We start from the raw sequence: 16,835 nt of genomic DNA on the forward strand, positions 1-16,835 counted from the left end.
GCGGGCATGCCGGCCTGCGGCGTCTTGGCGGCCAGGGCCTTGAGCGCCGTCTCGATGCCGAACACCGCCTGCTTGGCCGCGAACTGGTCGGCCGTGGCCAGCACGCGCCCGTCCTGCAGCATGGGCTTGATCGCGCTGATGTTGTCGTAGCCCACCACCGCCACCTTGCCGGTCTTGCCCGCTGCCTTCACGGCCGCCACCRCGCCCAGCGCCATCGAGTCGTTGCCCGCCAGCAGCGCCTTGAGGTCCGGGTGCTCGCGCAGCATGCTGGAGGCCACCTGGTTGCCCTTGTCGATCTCCCACTGGCCCGACTGCACGCCCACCACCGTGATGCCKGCGGCCTTCATCGCGTCCTGGTAACCGAGCGTGCGCTGCTGCGCGTTGAAGGTGGTGGACACGCCCTCGATGATGCCCACCTTGTCGCCACTCTTGAGCGTCTTGGCCAGCGCATCGCCCACCAGCTTGGCGCCGGCGCGGTTGTCCGGGCCCACGAAGGGCACGGACAAGCCCTTCTCCTTCAGGGCCGCCGCATCGAGCCGGTTGTCGATGTTGACCACCAGCACGCCCTTCTCGGACGCGGCCTTGATGGCCGGCACCAGGGCCTTGGAGTCGGCCGGGGCGATGACCAGCGCATCGACCTTCTGGGCCACCATCTGCTCGACGATGCGGATCTGCGCGGCCGCGTCCGTCTCGTCCTTGATGCCGTTGGCCARCAGCGTGTACTGCTTGGCGTTGGCCTTCTGGTGCGCCTTGGCGCCTTCCTCCATGGTCAGGAAGAACTCGTTGGCCAGCGACTTCATGACCAGGGCCACCTTGGGCGGGCTCTGKGCCCAGGACGGTGCGAAGGCCAGGACACCGGCCAGGGCCAGCGCGGAGGTGAGGGTGCGGCGGGTCGGGTGCATGCGTGTCTCCTTGTGATGCGTGCCGGAACAGNCCACCTTGGGCGGGCTCTGGGCCCAGGACGGTGCGAAGGCCAGGACACCGGCCAGGGCCAGCGCGGAGGTGAGGGTGCGGCGGGTCGGGTGCATGCGTGTCTCCTTGTGATGCGTGCCGGAACAGRCAGGCAATATAGGGCTGCAAAAACGTTTGCGCAAACGTTTGCGACTCGGGATTTTCCCGGGCAGCGCAGCGGCTCCTGGAATCAGGCCGGCCGCTGCGCGGCGGCGTCGGCCATGTCGGTTGCACTGCCGTCCACGCAGGCCGGCGCGCCGAACAGGTAGCCCTGCACGGTGGTGCAACCCAATGCGCGCAGCACCTGGAGCTGCTGGGCCTGCTCCACGCCTTCGGCCGTGATGTCCAGATGCATGTTGTTGGCCAGCAGCACGAGGGAGGCGATGATGGATTGGGTCATGCCACCGGCAGGCTCGTGCGGCAGGGCCGCGGCAAAGGACTGGTCGAGCTTGATGCGGTCGAACGGCAGCTCGCGCAGCTGCGCCATGGACGAGTAGCCGACGCCGAAGTCGTCGATGGCCGTGCGCACGCCCAGCGTGCGCAGCCGCTGCAGTGCTACGCGCGCCCCTTGCGCGTCGCGCGCCAGCGCGGTTTCGGTGACTTCGAGTTCCAGCCGAGACGGCGGCAGGCCCACGCGGCGCAGCACGTCCATGACGTCTTCGACGAAGCTCGCGCAGGCCAGCTGCACGGCCGACGCGTTGACGGCCACCAGCTGGTGCCGCGGCCACGACATGGCATCGCGGCAGGCCTGCTCCAGCACCCACAGGCCGATCTGCACCACGATGCCGGACTCTTCGGCGACCGGGATGAAGGACGCGGGCAGCAGCCGGCCGTGCCGCGGGTGGCGCCAGCGCACCAGCGCCTCGTAGCCCTGCACGCGCAGGGAGCCGGCGTCGCGCAGAGACATGTAGTCGATCTCGAACTCGCCGCGTGCGACGGCCTGCGCCAGGTCGCCCACCATGGCCAGGCGTTCGCGCAGGCGGTCGCTCATGCCGGGCGCATGCAGGCGCGCGGCGTCGCGCCCGGCGTTCTTGGCCACGTAGAGGGCCGTGTCCGCCTGGCGCAGCAGTTCGCTGGCGCCGAGGACGCCGTCGGTCCACGAGGCGCCGATGCTGGCGCGCACGTCGATGTGGTCGTCGCCGATGCGCTCGCGCGTGCGCAGCGCGGCGAGCAGGCCCTGCATGCGCCGCTCGATCTCGCGTGCGCAGCCCTGCACGGGCAGCGTGCGCAGCAGCATCGCGAATTCGTCGCCGCCCAGGCGCGCCAGCGCATCGCCCTCGCGCGTGGCATGGCGCAGGCGGCGCGCCACCGAGCACAGCAACTGGTCGCCCGCGGCGTGGCCTAGGCTGTCGTTGACGGTCTTGAAGTGGTCCAGATCGAGCAGGGCCACGGCCCACCGGCCGCCGGTTGCCTGCTGGCGCTCGGCTTCCTCCACGAAGGCGCGCCGGTTCGGCAGGCCGGTGAGGGCGTCGTGGTGCGCCAGGTAGTGCAGGTGCTGCTCGCGCATGCTGCTCTCGGCCTCCCGCGCACGCGCGTCGGACACATCGACGCCCACGCCGCGCCAGCCCGTCCAGGCGCCGTCGGCGGCATGCAGCGGTTTGGCGCTCAGCGTCCAGCTGCGCAGCTCACCGCCGACGCGCGCCTCCAGCACCACGCCGCTGAACGGCTCGCCTGCGGCCAGCAGGCCGCGCAGTGCAGCGGCGCCCACCGCGCCATCGCTGCGGACCTCGAGCATGCGTTGCTGCGCGAACAGGCTGTCCAGCGGCCGGCCGAGCAGGCGGTCCTGCCCGAGCCCGAGCAGGTTGCACAGCCGCAGCCCCACGCGGGTCAGCTCGCCCGCGCGGTTGCTTTCCCACAGCCAGTCGCGCGCATCGGCCTCGAAGTCGCGCAACAGCAGGCCGACGATGTGGCGCTCCTGCTCCGCAGCCTGCTCGGCCGCGATGCACCGCACGAACAGGCGCGATGCGAACAGCAGTGCCACGGCCAGGATGAGCGCGTAGCAGCACAGCAGGGCGATGGTGACGCCCTGCGCCAGATAGCCGATCTGCGCCACCATCAGGCAGGCCACCACCGTCAGCACCGACAGCCAGATCAAGGACAGCAAGGGGGTGGTGATGCCCACCAGCACGCCCGCGGCGATCAGCCCGGGGGTGTAGGCGCTCAGCAGAAGGCGGCTGGCGTCGTCGCCCGCCTGGAGCGCGCCCACGTAGATGCCGATGCCCGAAAGCACCGCGCTCGCTGCGCACCAGAGCGCGGACACATGCATGTCGCGCAGCCCGAGCAGCCGTCCGCCCGGTCCTGCGCTGCGCAGCGCCATGATGGCGTGGCCGGCCCAGGCCACATGCGCGAGCAGGAAGGCGGCCACCCACGCTGGCCACGCCTCGCGTCGCACGAACGGCCACAGCGCGTACAGCACCATGCCGGCGGTGCAGATGTTCGACGCGACATACCAGGGCACGACGTGCAGCAGGTTGCGCATCTGCCCGTTCACGAGGATGGTGCGCACGTGGGCCGTGGCGTCGGGCAAGGCCCAGCACCCGCGCAGGCGCTTCCAGTGCATACCGATTCGATCGATCATGGCGGTCACCTCCGGATCGCGGCACCAGCGATCCATTGCATACGGTGATGATGATCATAGATTCATGCATGCCGAAGGTGGCCTGCCGTTGCGTTCGCGCCGCCTGCGGAGCGCGTAGGGCACGCGGCGTGTGAGAAGGGCAGGGCTTGGCCGGCCAGCCCGCTGGCCGCCCGGCGCGGCTCAGGGCGCCAGGCGCTCGCGCACCCAGCCGCCGCCGTCCTGGCGGTAGTGCAGCCGGTCGTGCAGCCGGCTCTTGCGCCCTTGCCAGAACTGCCATGCGGTCGGCACCAGCCGGTAGCCGCCCCAGTGCGGCGGGCGCGGCGGCCGGAGCAGGAATTGCGCGCCGTACCGGGCGGCATTGGCCACCAGCACGCCGCGGCCGGAGATCACTTGGCTCTGCGGACTGGCCCACGCGCCGATGCGCGAGTCCAGCGGGCGGCTGTCGTAGTAGGCGTCGCTCTCGGCGGCGCTGGTCTTCTCCACCACGCCTTCGATGCGCACCACGCGCTCGAGCTCGACCCAGTGGAACTGCAGCGCCGCGTAGGGGTTGCCTGCCAGCTCCTGGCCCTTGCGGCTCTCGTAGTTGGTGTAGAAGACCAGGCCACGCGCGTCGTAGCCCTTGACGAGCACGATGCGGGTGGACGGGCGCAGGTCGCTGCCCACGGTGGCCAGGGTCATGGCGTTGGGCTCGGGCACCTGCGCCGCGACGGCCTCGCCCAGCCACTGGTCGAACTGTTGCAGCGGGTCGGCGTGCGAGGCCGATTCGTCGAGTTCGGCCCGCTCATAACTCTTGCGCAGCGCCGCGATGGAGGTCTGGAGTTCGCTCATGGGCGCGGATTGTGCAGCGTCCGCCCTGCGATGGCCGCTGCAGGCACCCATTGACGACTGAATATTCATTCACCTAAGATCGCGGCCGTGAAACCCAAGGACGACGACAAGCAACAGGCCATCGCCGACGCGACCTTCGCGCTCGTGGCGCAGGTCGGTCTGTCGGGCCTGACCATGGCGGCGATTGCGCGGGAGGCCGGCATCGCCACCGGCACGCTGTACGTCTACTACAAGTCCAAGGAAGACCTGCTCAATGCCTTGTACGAGGAGGTCAAGGGCGCGCTGGCGCGGCTGATCACCGAGGAGTCGGTCGCCTCCATGCCGTTCCGCGCGCGCTTCCAGCGCAACTGGTTGCTGCTGCTGCGGCACCGCCAGGCCCACTATGCGGAGACGGTGTTCATGGAGCAGTACTACAACTCCCCGTGGTTCAGCGAGGCCTCGCGCCAGTTCTCGGCCCGGTTCACGGGCGAGTGCCTGGGCTTCTTCGACGAGGCGCGCGCGCAGCAGATCGTCAAGGACGTGCCCACGATGCTGCTGGCCTCCAGCTTCTTCGGCTCGGTGCGCGAGACCGCCAACCTGCTGCGCAGCGGCGATCTGCCCGACACCGAGCCGGCGCTGGCCCAGGCGTTCTCGATCTTCTGGGACGGCATCAAGGCCTGAACACCGCATGGCGGCCTGGCCACAAGAACACATAAAAGAATGAACATTCATTCGTCTAACCACCCCACCCAAGAAAGGTCCCCATGGCCACGCTGAACATCAACGGCAAGGACGTCCAGGTCGACGTCGACGACTCCACCCCCATCCTGTGGGCCCTGCGCGACACGCTGGGCATGACCGGCACCAAGTTCGGCTGCGGCGCCGCGCTGTGCGGCGCCTGCACCGTGCACATGAACGGCGCGGCGATCCGCTCGTGCGTGACGCCGATCGCCGCTGCGGCGGGCCAGAAGATCACCACCATCGAGGCCGTCACCGCCGAGCGCGTGGGCAAGGCCGTGCACGAGGCCTGGGTCAAGATCGACGTGGCGCAGTGCGGCTACTGCCAGAGCGGCCAGATCATGAGCGCCACCGCGCTGCTGCAGGCCAATCCACGGCCCAGCGATGCCGACATCGACGCCGCCATGGCCGGCAACATCTGCCGCTGTGGCACCTATGCGCGCATCCGCGGCGCGATCAAGGACGCAGCCGCGTCGCTGGCCTGAAACGGGAGCCCACCATGCATCTGCAAGACACCTCGGCTGACCAGATCCGCGCCATGCTGCCGCCCATGCTCGCGCGCCGGCTCGACGACGGGAACGACGTGGCCGGCCTGCCGCGCCGCAGCTTCCTCAAGATCGGCGCGGCCACCGGCTTCGCGCTGGGCATCTTCCCTCTGCTGGCCGATGCGCAGGGTCCGGCCACCGTGGCGCTCAAGCCCGGCCAGCAGCCGGCCGCGTTCGTGAAGATCGCGCGCGACGGCACCGTCACCGTGACCGTCAACCGCCTGGAGTTCGGCCAGGGCACGCACACGGGCCTGGCCATGGTGCTGGCCGAGGAGCTGGACGCCGACTGGAGCCGCGTGCGCGCCACCCATGGCGACGCGGCCATCGCCTACGCCGACCCGGCCTATGGCATGCACCTGACGGGCGGCTCCACCGCCATCAAGAACTCCTACACCCAGTACCGCGAGCTGGGCGCCCGCACGCGCGCCATGCTCGTGCAGGCCGCCGCCACGCAATGGGGCGTGCCGGCCGCGTCGCTGGCGACCGAGCGCGGCGTGGTCATCGGCCCCGGCGGCAAACGGCTCGAGTACGGCGCGCTGGCTGAGGCGGCCATGCAGCTGCCCGTGCCGACCCAGGTCACGCTCAAGGACCCGAAGAACTTCAAGCTGATCGGCCAGCCCACGGGCCGGCTCGACGCGCAGGCCAAGTCCAGCGGCCGGCAGAACTTCGGCATCGACGTGCGCCTGCCCGGCATGCTGACGGCCGTGTGCCAGCACCCGCCCGTGTTCGGCGGCAAGGTGGCGTCGCTGGACGATGCTGCCGCACGCGCCGTGAAGGGCGTGAAGGCCGTGCTGCGCGTGCCGCTGCACGATGGTGGCGAGGGCGTGGCCGTGGTCGCCGACGGCTACTGGGCCGCCAAGCAGGGCCGCGACGCGCTCCAGCTGCAATGGAGCGATGCGGGCCGGCAGAAGGTCGACAGCACCGCGCAGCTGGCCGCCTACCGCGCGCTGGCCGCCAAGCCCGGCCATGTGAAGTACCAGGCCGACATGGCCCCGCTGGCCGGCGCGCCGCACAAGATCAGCGCCGAGTTCCACTTCCCCTACCTGGCCCACGCGCCCATGGAGCCGCTGAACTGCACCGTGCAGCTCACCGGCCGTGGCGCCGATGGCAAGGCCAAGCTCTGGGTCGGCACGCAGATGCCGGGCCTGGAGGCTGCGGCCGCCGTGCGCGTGCTGGGCATCAAGCCCGAAAACCTGGCCATGGAGGTGCAGATGGCCGGCGGCGGCTTCGGCCGGCGCGGCCTGCCGACCAGCGACTTCGTGGTCGAGGCCTGCACCATCGCCAAGGCCGCGCAGGCCGCCGGCATCGAGGCGCCGATCCGCACGCTCTGGAGCCGCGAGGACGACATCCGCGGCGGCTACTACCGGCCCATGCACGTGCACCGCGCCGAGATCGGCTTCGACGCCAAGGGCAAGGTGCTGGCCTGGGACCATGTGGTCGTCGGCCAGTCCATCATGGCAGGCACCTTCTTCGAGTCCGCCATGGTCAAGGACGGTGTGGACACCACCATGGTCGAAGGCATGCGCGCACCCTACGACGTGCCGATGCGCCTGTCGGCCCACCACCCCAAGGACAACGTGCCGGTGCTGTGGTGGCGCAGCGTGGGTTCCACCCACACCGCCTACGTGATGGAGACGCTGGTCGACGAGATCGCGCGCGCCACGCAGCAGGACCCGGTCGCCTACCGCATGGCGCTGATGGACGCCAAGGCCACGCGCCACCGCGCCGCGCTGCAGCTGGCGGTGGACCGCTCGGGCTACGGCAAGCGCCAGCTGCCGTCCGGCCGCGCGTGGGGCGTGGCGCTGCACGAGTCGTTCGACTCGGTGGTGGCCTACGTGGTCGAGGCCTCGGTGGAGAACGGAACGCCCAAGCTGCACCAGGTCACGGCCGGCGTGCACTGCAACCTGGCGGTGAACCCCAAGAGCGTGGAGGCGCAGATCCAGGGCGCCGCGCTGATGGGCCTGTCGATGTGCCTGCCCGGCGCGGCCGTCACGCTCAAGGACGGCGTGGTCGAGCAGAGCAACTTCGGCGACTTCGTGGTGCCGCGCATCACCGACATGCCGGTGATCGCGGTGCACATCGTGCCCAGCGCCGACGCACCCACCGGCATGGGCGAGCCGGGCCTGCCGCCGCTCGCCCCGGCCTTTGCCAACGCTGTCGCGCGGCTGACCGGCAAGCCGCTGCGCGAGCTGCCGTTCAAGCTGGCCTGACGGCGATGAGCGCCGCGCCGGGCCGCCCCAGGCAAGCGCGCCCCCCCTCGGGGGGCAGCGAACCTCGTGCAGCGGGGAGCGTTGGGGCCCCATCTGGCGCGCCCGTCGTGCTGGTGCTCGCCTCGGGCCGGGGCGAGCGCTTCCGCGCCTCGGGCGGCCAGGTGCACAAGCTGCAGGCGCTGCTGGCCGGCAAGCCGGTGCTGCAGCACACGCTGGACGCCGTGCGCGCCAGCGGGCTGGCCTGGCACCTGGAGGATGCGGGGCATCCGGGCATGGGCGACTCCATCGCGGCAGCCGTGCGCGCCACGCAAGCGGCGGGCGGCTGGCTGGTGCTGCCGGGCGACCTGCCGCTGATCGAGCCTGCCGCCTTGCAACGCGTGGCGGCGGCGCTGGGCGGGGCCGCCGTGGTGCTGCCGCAGCATGCGGGCACGCGGGGGCATCCGGTCGGCTTCTCCGCCGCCTGCCGAGACGAACTGCTGGCCCTGTCGGGCGAAGCCGGCGCGGCCGCGATCGTGCAGGCGCGCAAGCGGGCAGGGCAGGTGCTGGAGCTGGCGCTGGATGGCGCCGGCTGCGTGACCGACATCGACACGCTGGACGATCTGGCGCGGGCCGAGCAGTTGCTGCTCAGCCAGCCAGCCTGAGCAGCTTCTCCAGCGCCTTGTCGCGGATCTGGTGCTTCCGCAGGCTCTCGAAGGTCTCGCGCGCGTAATCCAGCGTGGTGCCGAAGCGCCCGCAGGACTGCGTGAACACGCGCCGGTAGTCTTCGTCGCTCAAGGTGCGCGTGAAGCTCGGGCTCTGGCGCGACAGCGTGAAGGCCAGGGCCTTGACCGGCCCCTCGGGCGTGGTGCAGTGCAGCCAGCGCGGGTCGTACACCCCCATCAGCATCTCGCGCGCCCAGAGCCGGTCGAGCACCGCATCGCCATCGCGCTGCGGGATGCGGAACACCACGCCCTGGCAGCTGCCACCGGTCAGCAGTGCGAACACCAGCCCCGGGCACTCGGGCGTGCCGCGGTTGATGCGGCTCCACATCTTGAGCGCGCGGTGCCAGCCGTGCACGCGCGCGAGCCGGTGTTCGACATGCTCGAACTCGGGCCGCCAGATCAGCGAGCCGTAGCCGAAGACCCAGTAGTCCTGCTGACCGCCCCATTCGCGCCGGGCGCGCTCCAGCATCGGCAAGGGGTCGCGCAAAGGCGCGGGGTGGGGATGGGGCTTCACGGCTGCCACTCTAGCAAGCCCCGGGCCGCCTGGCCATGTGCGCCTTGCCGTTCGCGCCCTGCGATTGCGCCTTGCCGTTTGGTAACCCACTGGTAACCCCTTGCGGCCGGGGCGGCATCCTTCGGGAGTAGGATCACCGCGCCCTCCCAAGCCCCCCCGCCGCGCCGTCCCCCGGCCCAGAACGATGAACACCCACACCACCGTCGCCGCCGTCACCGACCGCATCCGCACGCGCAGCGCCCCCGCGCGCACGGCCTACCTCGAACGCCTGGCGGCCATGGCTGCGCGCACGCGCGGCTCGGACCGCATGGGCTGCGCCAACGTGGCGCATGCCTTCGCCGCGATGCCGTCCAACGACAAGTTCAAGGTCGTGGCCGAGCGCGCGCCCAACATCGCCATCGTCAACGCCTACAACGACATGCTGTCGGCGCACCAGCCGCTGCAGCACTACCCCGATCTCGTGAAGGACGAGGCGCGCCACTTCGGCGCCACGGCCCAGGTGGCCGGTGGCGTGCCGGCCATGTGCGACGGCGTCACGCAGGGCCTGCCGGGCATGGAGCTCTCCTTGTTCAGCCGCGACGTGATCGCCATGGCCACGGCCGTCGCGCTCACGCACGACATGTTCGATTGCGCGCTGATGCTGGGCGTGTGCGACAAGATCGTGCCGGGCCTGTTGATCGGCGCGCTGCACTTCGGCCACCTGCCCACGGTGTTCGTGCCAGCCGGGCCGATGCCCTCGGGCCTGTCCAACAACGCCAAGGCCAAGGTGCGCGAGCAGGCCGCGCAAGGCCTGGTCGGCCGCAAGGAGCTGCTGGAGGCCGAGTCCGCCGCCTACCACGCGGCCGGCACCTGCACCTTCTACGGCACGGCCAACAGCAACCAGATGCTGCTCGAGGCCATGGGCCTGCACGTGCCGAGCACGGCGTTCGTGGCACCGGGCGGCGCGCTGCGCGATGCGCTCACGCGCGAGGCCGCGCGCACGGTGCTGGGCTGGGGCACGGCGCTGGATGGGCAGGCCGCCACGCAGCGCGCCGCCTGCCCGCCCATCGGCCAGCTGGTGGACGAGCGCGCCATCGTCAACGCCATGGTCGCGCTGCTGGCCACGGGCGGCTCCACCAACCACCTGATCCACTGGGTGGCCGTGGCGCGCTCGGCCGGCATCACGATCGACTGGGACGACTTCGCCGCGCTGTCGCACGTGGTGCCGCTGCTGGCCCGCGTCTACCCGAACGGCAGCGCCGACGTGAACCAGTTCCAGGCCGCCGGCGGCACGGGCTACGTGATCCGCGAGCTGCTGGACGCCGGCCTCATGCACGACGACGTGCTGACCGTGCGCAGCGAAGGCATCCGCGCGTACACGCACGAGCCCGCGCTGGCCGATGCCGCGCTCACCTGGCAGGCCACCGGCCCCAGCAAGGACGAGGCCATCGTGCGGCCGGCCACCGCGCCGTTCAGCCCCACGGGCGGCCTGCAACTGCTGCAGGGCCCGCTGGGCCGCAGCGTGATCAAGGTGTCCTCGGTGCCCGACGACCGCCACGTGGTCGAGGCGCCGGCCCGCATCTTCGATTCGCAGGAAGACCTGCAGAAGGCCTTCTCGGCCGGCGAACTCGAGCGCGACCTGGTCTGCGTCGTGCGCTGGCAGGGCCCGCAGGCCAATGGCATGCCCGAGCTGCACAAGCTCACGCCGCCGCTGGCCGTGCTGCAGGGCAAGGGCTTCAAGGTGGCGCTCGTCACCGATGGCCGCATGAGCGGCGCCTCGGGCAAGGTGCCCGCCGCCATCCATGTCTCGCCCGAGGCCGCCGCCGGCGGGCCACTGGCCAGGCTGCGCGATGGCGACGTGGTGCGGCTCGATGCGCCGGCTGGCCGGCTGGAGGTGCTGGTGCCGCAGGCCGAATGGGAGGCCCGCCCGGTGGCCACCATGCCCGAGGCCCTGCGCGTGGCCAACGGCCTGGGTCTGGGCCGGGATTTGTTCGCCGGCATGCGCCGCAATGCCGCCACCGCAGAAGAAGGAGCGCCGACATGGCTTTGAATTCCCAACTGACCGCCCGCGACGTGATGCGCGACGCGCCGGTCATTCCGGTCATCGTGCTGCACGACGTGGCCCATGCCGTGCCGATGGCGCGCGCGCTGCTGGCCGGCGGCATCCGCATGCTCGAGGTCACGTTGCGCACGCCGCAGGCACTGGCCTGCATGGAGGCCATCGCCCGGGACGTGCCCGAGGCCGTGGTCGGCGCAGGCACCATCCGCACGCCGGCCGACGTGGCCGCCTCGGTGCGGGCCGGCGCGCGCTTCGGCGTGAGCCCGGGCTACACCTCCAAGGTCGGTCAGGCCTGCCGCGATGCCGGCCTGCCGCTGCTGCCCGGCGTGGCCACGGGCAGCGAGATCATGATGGCGCAGGAGGACGGCTTCACCGAGCTCAAGTTCTTCCCGGCCCTGCAGGCCGGCGGCATCCCCATGCTCAAGGCCTGGCAGGGTCCGTTCGGCGAAGTGAAGTTCTGCCCCACGGGCGGCGTCAGTGCGGCCAATGCGGGCGAGTTCCTGGCGCTGTCCAACGTGGCCTGCGTGGGTGGATCGTGGATCGTGCCGAACGACGCCATCGCTGCCGGCGACTGGGGCCGCATCGAGACGCTGGCGCGCGCCGCGGCCGCGCTGCCGCGCGGCTGAGCCTCCTGCCCCTTCGGCGGGGCGGAACACCGGCTTTCGCAATCGCTGATTGCGGGGGCGGGTGGGGCGCGGGATGATCCGCGGCTTCCAAGCTAAGCAGCGGTGGCCTTTGGGCGGCACCGCCAGGAGACGCCGCCCATGTTCCCCATCTCCCCGAGCCGCCGCGCGTTGCTGGCCCTGGCCGCCGCGTGCGCGCTGCCAGCCGCCGCGCAGTCCAGCTACCCGGCCCGCCCCATCGTGCTGGTGGTGCCGCAGGCCGCCGGCGGCACCAACGACATCGTGGGCCGCATCGTCGGCCAGAAGCTCGGCGAAGTGCTGGGCGGTAGCGCCGTGGTCGAGAACCGGCCCGGCGCAGGCGGCAACATCGGCACGCAGTACGTCGCGCGTGGCCCCAAGGACGGCCACACGCTGCTGATGACCATCAGCAGCAGCCAGGCCATCAACCCTTCGCTGTACAAGAACCCGGGCTTCGACCCGGTCAAGGACTTCGTGCCGCTGGGCCTGGTGGGCGCGGTGCCCAACGTGCTGCTCGTGAACCCATCCTTTCCGGCGCAGAACCTCGCCGAATTCCTGGCGCTGGCCCGCAGGAGCGGTGCCGACCTGCAGTACGCATCCGCCGGCAATGGCACGCTGAACCACCTGCTGGGCGAGATGCTCAACAGCATGGCCGGCCTGAAGCTGCAGCACGTGCCCTACAAGGGCGTGGCACCGGCCTTGAACGACGTGCTGGGCGGCCAGTTGCCGATGCTGTTCGCGAGCCTGCCGTCGGCGCTCTCGCACATCCAGGCCGGCAAGCTGCGCGCCATCGCGGTCAGCGGCGCCAAGCGCTCGCCGACCCTGCCCAACGTGCCGGCCATCGCCGAAGCCGTGCCGGGCTACGACGGCCAGCTGTGGATCGGCCTGTTCGCGCCCACCGGCCTGCCGGCGCCGGTGCAGGCCCAGCTGGAAGACGGCATGCGCAAGGCCCTGGCCGCCAAGGACCTGCGCGACAAGCTGGAGCAGCAGGGCGTGGAGATCGCGCCGTCGACCACGCCCGCGCAGTTCGCCGCGCTGCTGAACGACGACCTCGCCAAGTGGGCCCGCATCGTCAAGTCCTCCGGCGCTTCCGTCGACTGATTTCCGTCCTTCTCCTTTGCCAGCACACACCATGACCCTCCCGCTCCAAGGCATCACCGTCGTCTCGCTCGAACACGCCATCGCCGCCCCGTTCTGCACCCGCCAGCTCGCCGACCTCGGGGCGCGCGTGATCAAGGTCGAACGGCCCGAGGTGGGCGACTTTGCGCGCGCCTACGACCAGCGCGTCAAGGGCTTGTCTTCGCATTTCGTCTGGACCAACCGCTCCAAGGAAAGCCTCACGCTGGACTTGAAGAATCCCCAGGCCATGGCCGTGCTGACCAAGCTGCTGGCCGGCGCCGACGTGCTGGTGCAGAACCTGGCACCCGGCGCCGCCGCGCGCATGGGGCTGGACTACGCCACGTTGAGCCAGTCGAACCCGCGCCTGGTGGTCTGCGACATCTCGGGCTACGGCGAGGACGGCCCCTACCGCGACAAGAAGGCCTACGACCTGCTGATCCAGAGCGAGGCCGGCTTCCTGTCGGTGACCGGCACGCCCGAGCAGCCCAGCAAGGCCGGCAACTCGATCGCCGACATCGCCGCCGGCATGTACGCCTACACCAACATCCTGGCCGCATTGCTGCGCCGCGCCAGCACGGGCGAGGGCGCGCACATCGACGTCTCGATGCTGGAGTCGCTGGCCGAGTGGATGAGCTTCCCGATGTACTACGCGTTCGAGGGTGCCACGCCGCCGCCGCGCAACGCCGCATCGCACGCCACCATCTATCCCTACGGCCCGTTCCAGGCCGGCGACGGCGGCACGGTGATGCTGGGCCTGCAGAACGAGCGCGAGTGGAAGGTCTTCTGCGACGTGGTGCTGCAGGACCCGGCACTCGCGACCGAGCCACGCTTTGCCAGCAACGCCCAGCGCAACGCCAACCGGGCCGCGCTGGCCGCGCGCATCGACGAGACGTTCTCGCTGCTGTCGACCGACCAGGTGCTGGCGCGGCTGGACGAGGCGCAGATCGCCAACGCGCGCATGAACGACATGGCGGGGCTGTGGGCGCACCCGCAACTGAAGGCGCGCGAACGCTGGCACACCATCGGCTCGCCCGCCGGCGACCTGCCGGCCCTGTTGCCCCCGGGCCGCAGCAACCGCTGGCAAGCCCGGATGGACGCGGTGCCGGCAGTCGGCCAGCATACGGATGCGCTGCTGCGCGAAGTCGGCCTGGATGCGGCCGCCATCGCCGCGCTGCGTGCGGCCGGGGCTGCCTGACGCCCTGGCGGCCTCTGTCCACCACCCCATAGGAGACTCCATGCGCTTGTGTTCCCCCACCGGCATCCGCCGCTGTGCGCTAGTTGCCGCCGCCTTGCTGCTGCAGGGCGCGGCCTGGGCCCAGTCCGCCTGGCCTGAGCGGCCCGTGACCATGGTCGTGCCGTACTCGGCCGGCGGCCCCACCGACGTGGTCGCGCGCATGCTGGCCATTCCCATGGCCAAGTCGCTCGGCCAGCCGGTCGTGGTGGAGAACACCGTGGGGGCCGGCGGCACCATCGGCCCGGCCCGCGTGGCCAAGGCGCCGGCCAATGGCTACATGATCCTGATCCACCACATGGGCATGGCGACCGCGCCGGCGCTGTACAAGAAGCTGCCCTACGACCCGCTGAAGGACTTCGAGTACATCGGCCAGGTCATGGACGTGCCCATGACGCTGCTCTCGCGCAAGGATTTCCCGGCCAACACCTTCCCCGAACTGCTGGCCTACGTGAAGCAGCACAAGGACAAGGTCACGCTGGCCAATGCGGGCATCGGCGCCGTCTCGCAGCTGTGCGGCATGCTGCTGGCGCACCAGATCGGCGTGGACCTGACCACCGTGCCCTACAAGGGCGCCGGCCCGGCGCTGGCCGACATCATGAGCGGCCAGGTCGACCTGATCTGCGACCAGACCACGCAGACCGTTCCGGTGATCAAGGACGGCCAGCGCGTGAAGGTGTTCGGCGTGACCACGCCCAGGCGCCTGGCCAGCCTGCCCGACATCAAGACGCTGGACGAGCAGGGCCTCAAGGGCTTCGACGTGAAGGTCTGGCACGGCGTGTACGCGCCCAAGGGCACGCCGCCCGAGGTGCTGGCCAAGATCAACCAGGCACTGCGCAGCGCGCTGCAGGACGACATGGTCAAGCAACGCCTGGCAGACCTGAGCTCGGAGATCGTGCCGATGGACAAGGTCACGCCCGAAGGCCTGCGCAGCCACCTCGTGGCCGAGACCGAGAAATGGGGCAAGGTGATCAAGGCTGCGGGCGTCAGCGCCGAGTAGCCGGCCGCGGAGCCGTCAGCGCAGCGGATGCAGGTCGCATGGGAGCGTGACGCGCTTGTTGACTTTTCTTATTTATTGGGTGCACAATAAATACGATGGAGATCGAGTTCGACCCTGTCAAACGGGCCGAGGCTTTCGCTGCGCGCGGTTTGGATTTCGGTCGCGCCGCCGAGGTGTTCATCGGGCACCATTTCACGGCGCCCGATCTGCGTGAAGACTATGCCGAGGACCGCTTCATCACGGTCGGGCTCCTCGATCGCCGTATGGTGGTGATGGTCTGGACTCCGCGCGGCGCGGCTCGCCGCATCATCAGCATGAGGAAAGCCAATGAACGCGAGCAAGCGCGCTACGCCCAAAAGCTGGGTTGACCCCGACGACGCTCCGGCGCTGGACGACGCTTTCTTCGAGCGTGCCGATGAGTACCACGACCAGGTGCTGGTCAAGCGCGGCCGACCCAAGGCGGCGGCGACCAAGGAACCGGTGAAGCTGCGGCTGGACCCGGACGTCTTGGAGGCGTTGCGGGCCACCGGCGATGGGTGGCAGACGCGCATCAACGACATGCTGCGCGCCTCGCTCGTGCTGGCCGGCCGGCTGGGTTGAAACCGCGGCATTGCCGCCGCGCAGGTTTCAGCGCAGCCCGCCGCCGCCCTGGTCCTCCGCGCGCTGGATCAACTCCACCTTGTATTCGTCAGGATCCGTGACGAAGGCGATCACCGTGGTGCCGCCCTTCACGGGCCCGGCCTCGCGCGTGACCTTGCCGCCGGCGGCCTTGATGCGCTCGCAGGCCGCATGGGCGTCGGGCACGCCCAGCGCGATGTGGCCGTAGGCCGTGCCGAGCTCGTAGCTCTCCACGCCCCAGTTGTAGGTCAGCTCCAGCTCGGCATGGTCCGGGTTGTTGCCGTAGCCGACGAAGGCCAGCGAGTACTTGTACTCGGGGTTCTCCGAGGTGCGCAGCAGCTTCATGCCGAGCACCTGGGTGTAGAAGTCAATCGAGCGCTGGAGGTTGCCAACGCGCAGCATCGTGTGGAGTAGTCGCATGCGGCCATTTTGCCGCCATGCCCTTGCTCACGCGTTCAGCGGGCCTCGAACACCAGGCAGGTGGTGGTGGCGTGCGCGTAGAGCCTGTCGTCCGGGCCCACGATGCGGGCCTCGGCCGTGGCCAGTTGGCGGCCGCTGTGGATCACCTTGCCGATGGCGCGCAGCGGCCCGGTCTTGAGCGTGGCCGCGCGCACGATGTTCACGCCCAGCTCGGCCGTGGTGTAGCCGCGCCCGGCCGGCAAGGTGGTGTGCACGGCGCAGCCCAGCGCCGAATCCAGCAGCGTGGCGAACCAGCCGCCGTGCACGCTGCCCAGCGGGTTGTAGTGCCTGAGCTGCGGCGTGCCCTGGAACACCGCCAGGCCATGGGCGATCTCGACGAGGGCGAAGTCCAGCGTGTCGGCGATGTGGGGGTAGGGGAGCTCGCCGTCCAGCATGGCCTGCATGGTCTGCAGGCCGGTCTTGCCGGCAACCTGCTCGGGCCGGGCCAGGCCGGCCTGGCCGCCGCCCTCGCGCATGCGGCGCACGACGGCCTCCATTTCACGTTCCCAGCGGGCGCGGGTTTCTTCTTCCGTGCTCATGTCTTCTCCATGGTTTGCGGCTGCCCCGGTCAGGCAGCCCCGGCGATCCTAGGGCAAAGCCGCACCGCCTGCCGGTGCATGCCGTCGGCGCGCCGCGGTGCAGCCGCCGCGGCGGACCGCGCCGGACGGCCAGCCGGGGCCGACGC

Annotated in this window: 17 protein-coding genes; 11 read left to right on the forward strand and 6 right to left on the reverse strand. The window is 70.7% G+C overall.

Going from position 1 to position 16,835, the window contains the following annotated elements; all coding sequences use genetic code 11:
* The 3 genes from ASF44_RS19130 to pdxH form a co-directional block, all read right to left on the reverse strand.
* Positions 1 to 902, reverse strand: a 902-nt coding sequence (locus ASF44_RS19130) for a sugar ABC transporter substrate-binding protein (protein WP_056901120.1), incomplete at its 3' end; no start/stop codon positions are given.
* Between the two features lie 239 nt (positions 903 to 1,141).
* Positions 1,142 to 3,529 carry a bifunctional diguanylate cyclase/phosphodiesterase gene (locus ASF44_RS19135; protein WP_156374597.1) on the reverse strand — a complete coding sequence of 796 codons (2,388 nt, stop codon included), beginning with the start codon at positions 3,527 to 3,529 and terminating at the stop codon, positions 1,142 to 1,144.
* Between the two features lie 180 nt (positions 3,530 to 3,709).
* The gene (gene pdxH / locus ASF44_RS19140) at positions 3,710 to 4,357 is read right to left on the reverse strand and encodes a pyridoxamine 5'-phosphate oxidase (RefSeq protein ID WP_056900844.1); all 648 of its coding nucleotides are present in this window, start codon (positions 4,355 to 4,357) and stop codon (positions 3,710 to 3,712) included.
* 87 nt (positions 4,358 to 4,444) lie between these two features.
* Between pdxH and ASF44_RS19145 the strand changes: the two genes are divergently transcribed.
* The 4 genes from ASF44_RS19145 (at position 4,445) to ASF44_RS19160 (ending at position 8,470) form a co-directional block, all read left to right on the forward strand.
* On the forward strand, positions 4,445 to 5,017 hold the full coding sequence (locus ASF44_RS19145) for a TetR/AcrR family transcriptional regulator (RefSeq protein ID WP_056900845.1): 573 nt from the start codon (positions 4,445 to 4,447) through the stop codon (positions 5,015 to 5,017).
* Between the two features lie 83 nt (positions 5,018 to 5,100).
* Positions 5,101 to 5,559 carry a (2Fe-2S)-binding protein gene (locus ASF44_RS19150; RefSeq protein WP_056900846.1) on the forward strand — a complete coding sequence of 153 codons (459 nt, stop codon included), beginning with the start codon at positions 5,101 to 5,103 and terminating at the stop codon, positions 5,557 to 5,559.
* 53 nt (positions 5,560 to 5,612) lie between these two features.
* Positions 5,613 to 7,829 (forward strand): xanthine dehydrogenase family protein molybdopterin-binding subunit, encoded by a 2,217-nt coding sequence (locus ASF44_RS19155; protein WP_056901121.1) that lies wholly within the window; start codon positions 5,613 to 5,615, stop codon positions 7,827 to 7,829.
* 107 nt (positions 7,830 to 7,936) lie between these two features.
* On the forward strand, positions 7,937 to 8,470 hold the full coding sequence (locus tag ASF44_RS19160; protein ID WP_056900847.1) for an NTP transferase domain-containing protein: 534 nt from the start codon (positions 7,937 to 7,939) through the stop codon (positions 8,468 to 8,470).
* On the opposite strand, the gene ASF44_RS19165 is transcribed toward ASF44_RS19160, so the two are convergent.
* Positions 8,454 to 8,999 carry a gamma-glutamylcyclotransferase gene (locus ASF44_RS19165; RefSeq protein ID WP_056900848.1) on the reverse strand — a complete coding sequence of 182 codons (546 nt, stop codon included), beginning with the start codon at positions 8,997 to 8,999 and terminating at the stop codon, positions 8,454 to 8,456. The genes ASF44_RS19160 and ASF44_RS19165 overlap by 17 nt on opposite strands.
* 229 nt (positions 9,000 to 9,228) lie before the next feature.
* Between ASF44_RS19165 and edd the strand changes: the two genes are divergently transcribed.
* From edd to ASF44_RS19200, 7 genes are all read left to right on the forward strand, one after another.
* Entirely contained in the window at positions 9,229 to 11,073 is a 1,845-nt protein-coding gene (gene edd / locus ASF44_RS19170; RefSeq protein ID WP_056900849.1) for a phosphogluconate dehydratase, read from the forward strand.
* Positions 11,064 to 11,708 (forward strand): bifunctional 4-hydroxy-2-oxoglutarate aldolase/2-dehydro-3-deoxy-phosphogluconate aldolase, encoded by a 645-nt coding sequence (gene eda, locus ASF44_RS19175; RefSeq protein ID WP_056900850.1) that lies wholly within the window; start codon positions 11,064 to 11,066, stop codon positions 11,706 to 11,708. Before edd ends, eda begins: the two co-directional genes overlap by 10 nt.
* 138 nt (positions 11,709 to 11,846) lie before the next feature.
* The gene (locus tag ASF44_RS19180) at positions 11,847 to 12,824 is read left to right on the forward strand and encodes a tripartite tricarboxylate transporter substrate binding protein (RefSeq protein ID WP_056900851.1); all 978 of its coding nucleotides are present in this window, start codon (positions 11,847 to 11,849) and stop codon (positions 12,822 to 12,824) included.
* Between the two features lie 31 nt (positions 12,825 to 12,855).
* Positions 12,856 to 14,037: a CaiB/BaiF CoA-transferase family protein gene (locus ASF44_RS19185; protein WP_056900852.1), complete on the forward strand. Its 1,182-nt coding sequence runs from the start codon at positions 12,856 to 12,858 to the stop codon at positions 14,035 to 14,037.
* A gap of 40 nt (positions 14,038 to 14,077) precedes the next feature.
* Entirely contained in the window at positions 14,078 to 15,073 is a 996-nt protein-coding gene (locus tag ASF44_RS19190; protein ID WP_056900853.1) for a tripartite tricarboxylate transporter substrate-binding protein, read from the forward strand.
* A 95-nt stretch (positions 15,074 to 15,168) separates the two neighbouring features.
* Positions 15,169 to 15,441 (forward strand): BrnT family toxin, encoded by a 273-nt coding sequence (locus tag ASF44_RS19195; RefSeq protein ID WP_056900854.1) that lies wholly within the window; start codon positions 15,169 to 15,171, stop codon positions 15,439 to 15,441.
* Positions 15,401 to 15,673: a BrnA antitoxin family protein gene (locus ASF44_RS19200; RefSeq protein WP_056900855.1), complete on the forward strand. Its 273-nt coding sequence runs from the start codon at positions 15,401 to 15,403 to the stop codon at positions 15,671 to 15,673. The genes ASF44_RS19195 and ASF44_RS19200 overlap by 41 nt, the downstream gene beginning before the upstream one ends.
* A gap of 27 nt (positions 15,674 to 15,700) precedes the next feature.
* Here ASF44_RS19200 and gloA read toward each other — a convergent pair whose 3' ends face one another.
* Complete coding sequence (gene gloA / locus ASF44_RS19205; protein WP_056900856.1) at positions 15,701 to 16,111, reverse strand: lactoylglutathione lyase; 411 nt, start codon at positions 16,109 to 16,111, stop codon at positions 15,701 to 15,703.
* Positions 16,112 to 16,146: 35 nt separating this feature from the next.
* The gene (locus ASF44_RS19210) at positions 16,147 to 16,689 is read right to left on the reverse strand and encodes a PaaI family thioesterase (RefSeq protein WP_056900857.1); all 543 of its coding nucleotides are present in this window, start codon (positions 16,687 to 16,689) and stop codon (positions 16,147 to 16,149) included.
* Positions 16,690 to 16,835 lie beyond the last annotated feature (146 nt).

The organism is Pseudorhodoferax sp. Leaf274 (assembly GCF_001422445.1).
Taxonomy (GTDB): Bacteria; Pseudomonadota; Gammaproteobacteria; order Burkholderiales; family Burkholderiaceae_C; genus Pseudorhodoferax.

Coding starts and splice junctions, on each gene's coding strand:
- ASF44_RS19135 (WP_156374597.1), bottom strand. CDS start 3,529: ATGATCGATCGAATCGGTATGCACTGGAAGCGCCTGCGCGGGTGCTGG.
- pdxH (WP_056900844.1), bottom strand. CDS start 4,357: ATGAGCGAACTCCAGACCTCCATCGCGGCGCTGCGCAAGAGTTATGAG.
- ASF44_RS19150 (WP_056900846.1), top strand. CDS start 5,101: ATGGCCACGCTGAACATCAACGGCAAGGACGTCCAGGTCGACGTCGAC.
- ASF44_RS19155 (WP_056901121.1), top strand. CDS start 5,613: ATGCTGCCGCCCATGCTCGCGCGCCGGCTCGACGACGGGAACGACGTG.
- ASF44_RS19165 (WP_056900848.1), bottom strand. CDS start 8,999: ATGCTGGAGCGCGCCCGGCGCGAATGGGGCGGTCAGCAGGACTACTGG.
- edd (WP_056900849.1), top strand. CDS start 9,229: ATGAACACCCACACCACCGTCGCCGCCGTCACCGACCGCATCCGCACG.
- eda (WP_056900850.1), top strand. CDS start 11,064: ATGGCTTTGAATTCCCAACTGACCGCCCGCGACGTGATGCGCGACGCG.
- ASF44_RS19180 (WP_056900851.1), top strand. CDS start 11,847: ATGTTCCCCATCTCCCCGAGCCGCCGCGCGTTGCTGGCCCTGGCCGCC.
- ASF44_RS19185 (WP_056900852.1), top strand. CDS start 12,856: ATGACCCTCCCGCTCCAAGGCATCACCGTCGTCTCGCTCGAACACGCC.
- ASF44_RS19190 (WP_056900853.1), top strand. CDS start 14,078: ATGCGCTTGTGTTCCCCCACCGGCATCCGCCGCTGTGCGCTAGTTGCC.
- ASF44_RS19195 (WP_056900854.1), top strand. CDS start 15,169: ATGGAGATCGAGTTCGACCCTGTCAAACGGGCCGAGGCTTTCGCTGCG.
- ASF44_RS19200 (WP_056900855.1), top strand. CDS start 15,401: ATGAACGCGAGCAAGCGCGCTACGCCCAAAAGCTGGGTTGACCCCGAC.
- gloA (WP_056900856.1), bottom strand. CDS start 16,111: ATGCGACTACTCCACACGATGCTGCGCGTTGGCAACCTCCAGCGCTCG.
- ASF44_RS19210 (WP_056900857.1), bottom strand. CDS start 16,689: ATGAGCACGGAAGAAGAAACCCGCGCCCGCTGGGAACGTGAAATGGAG.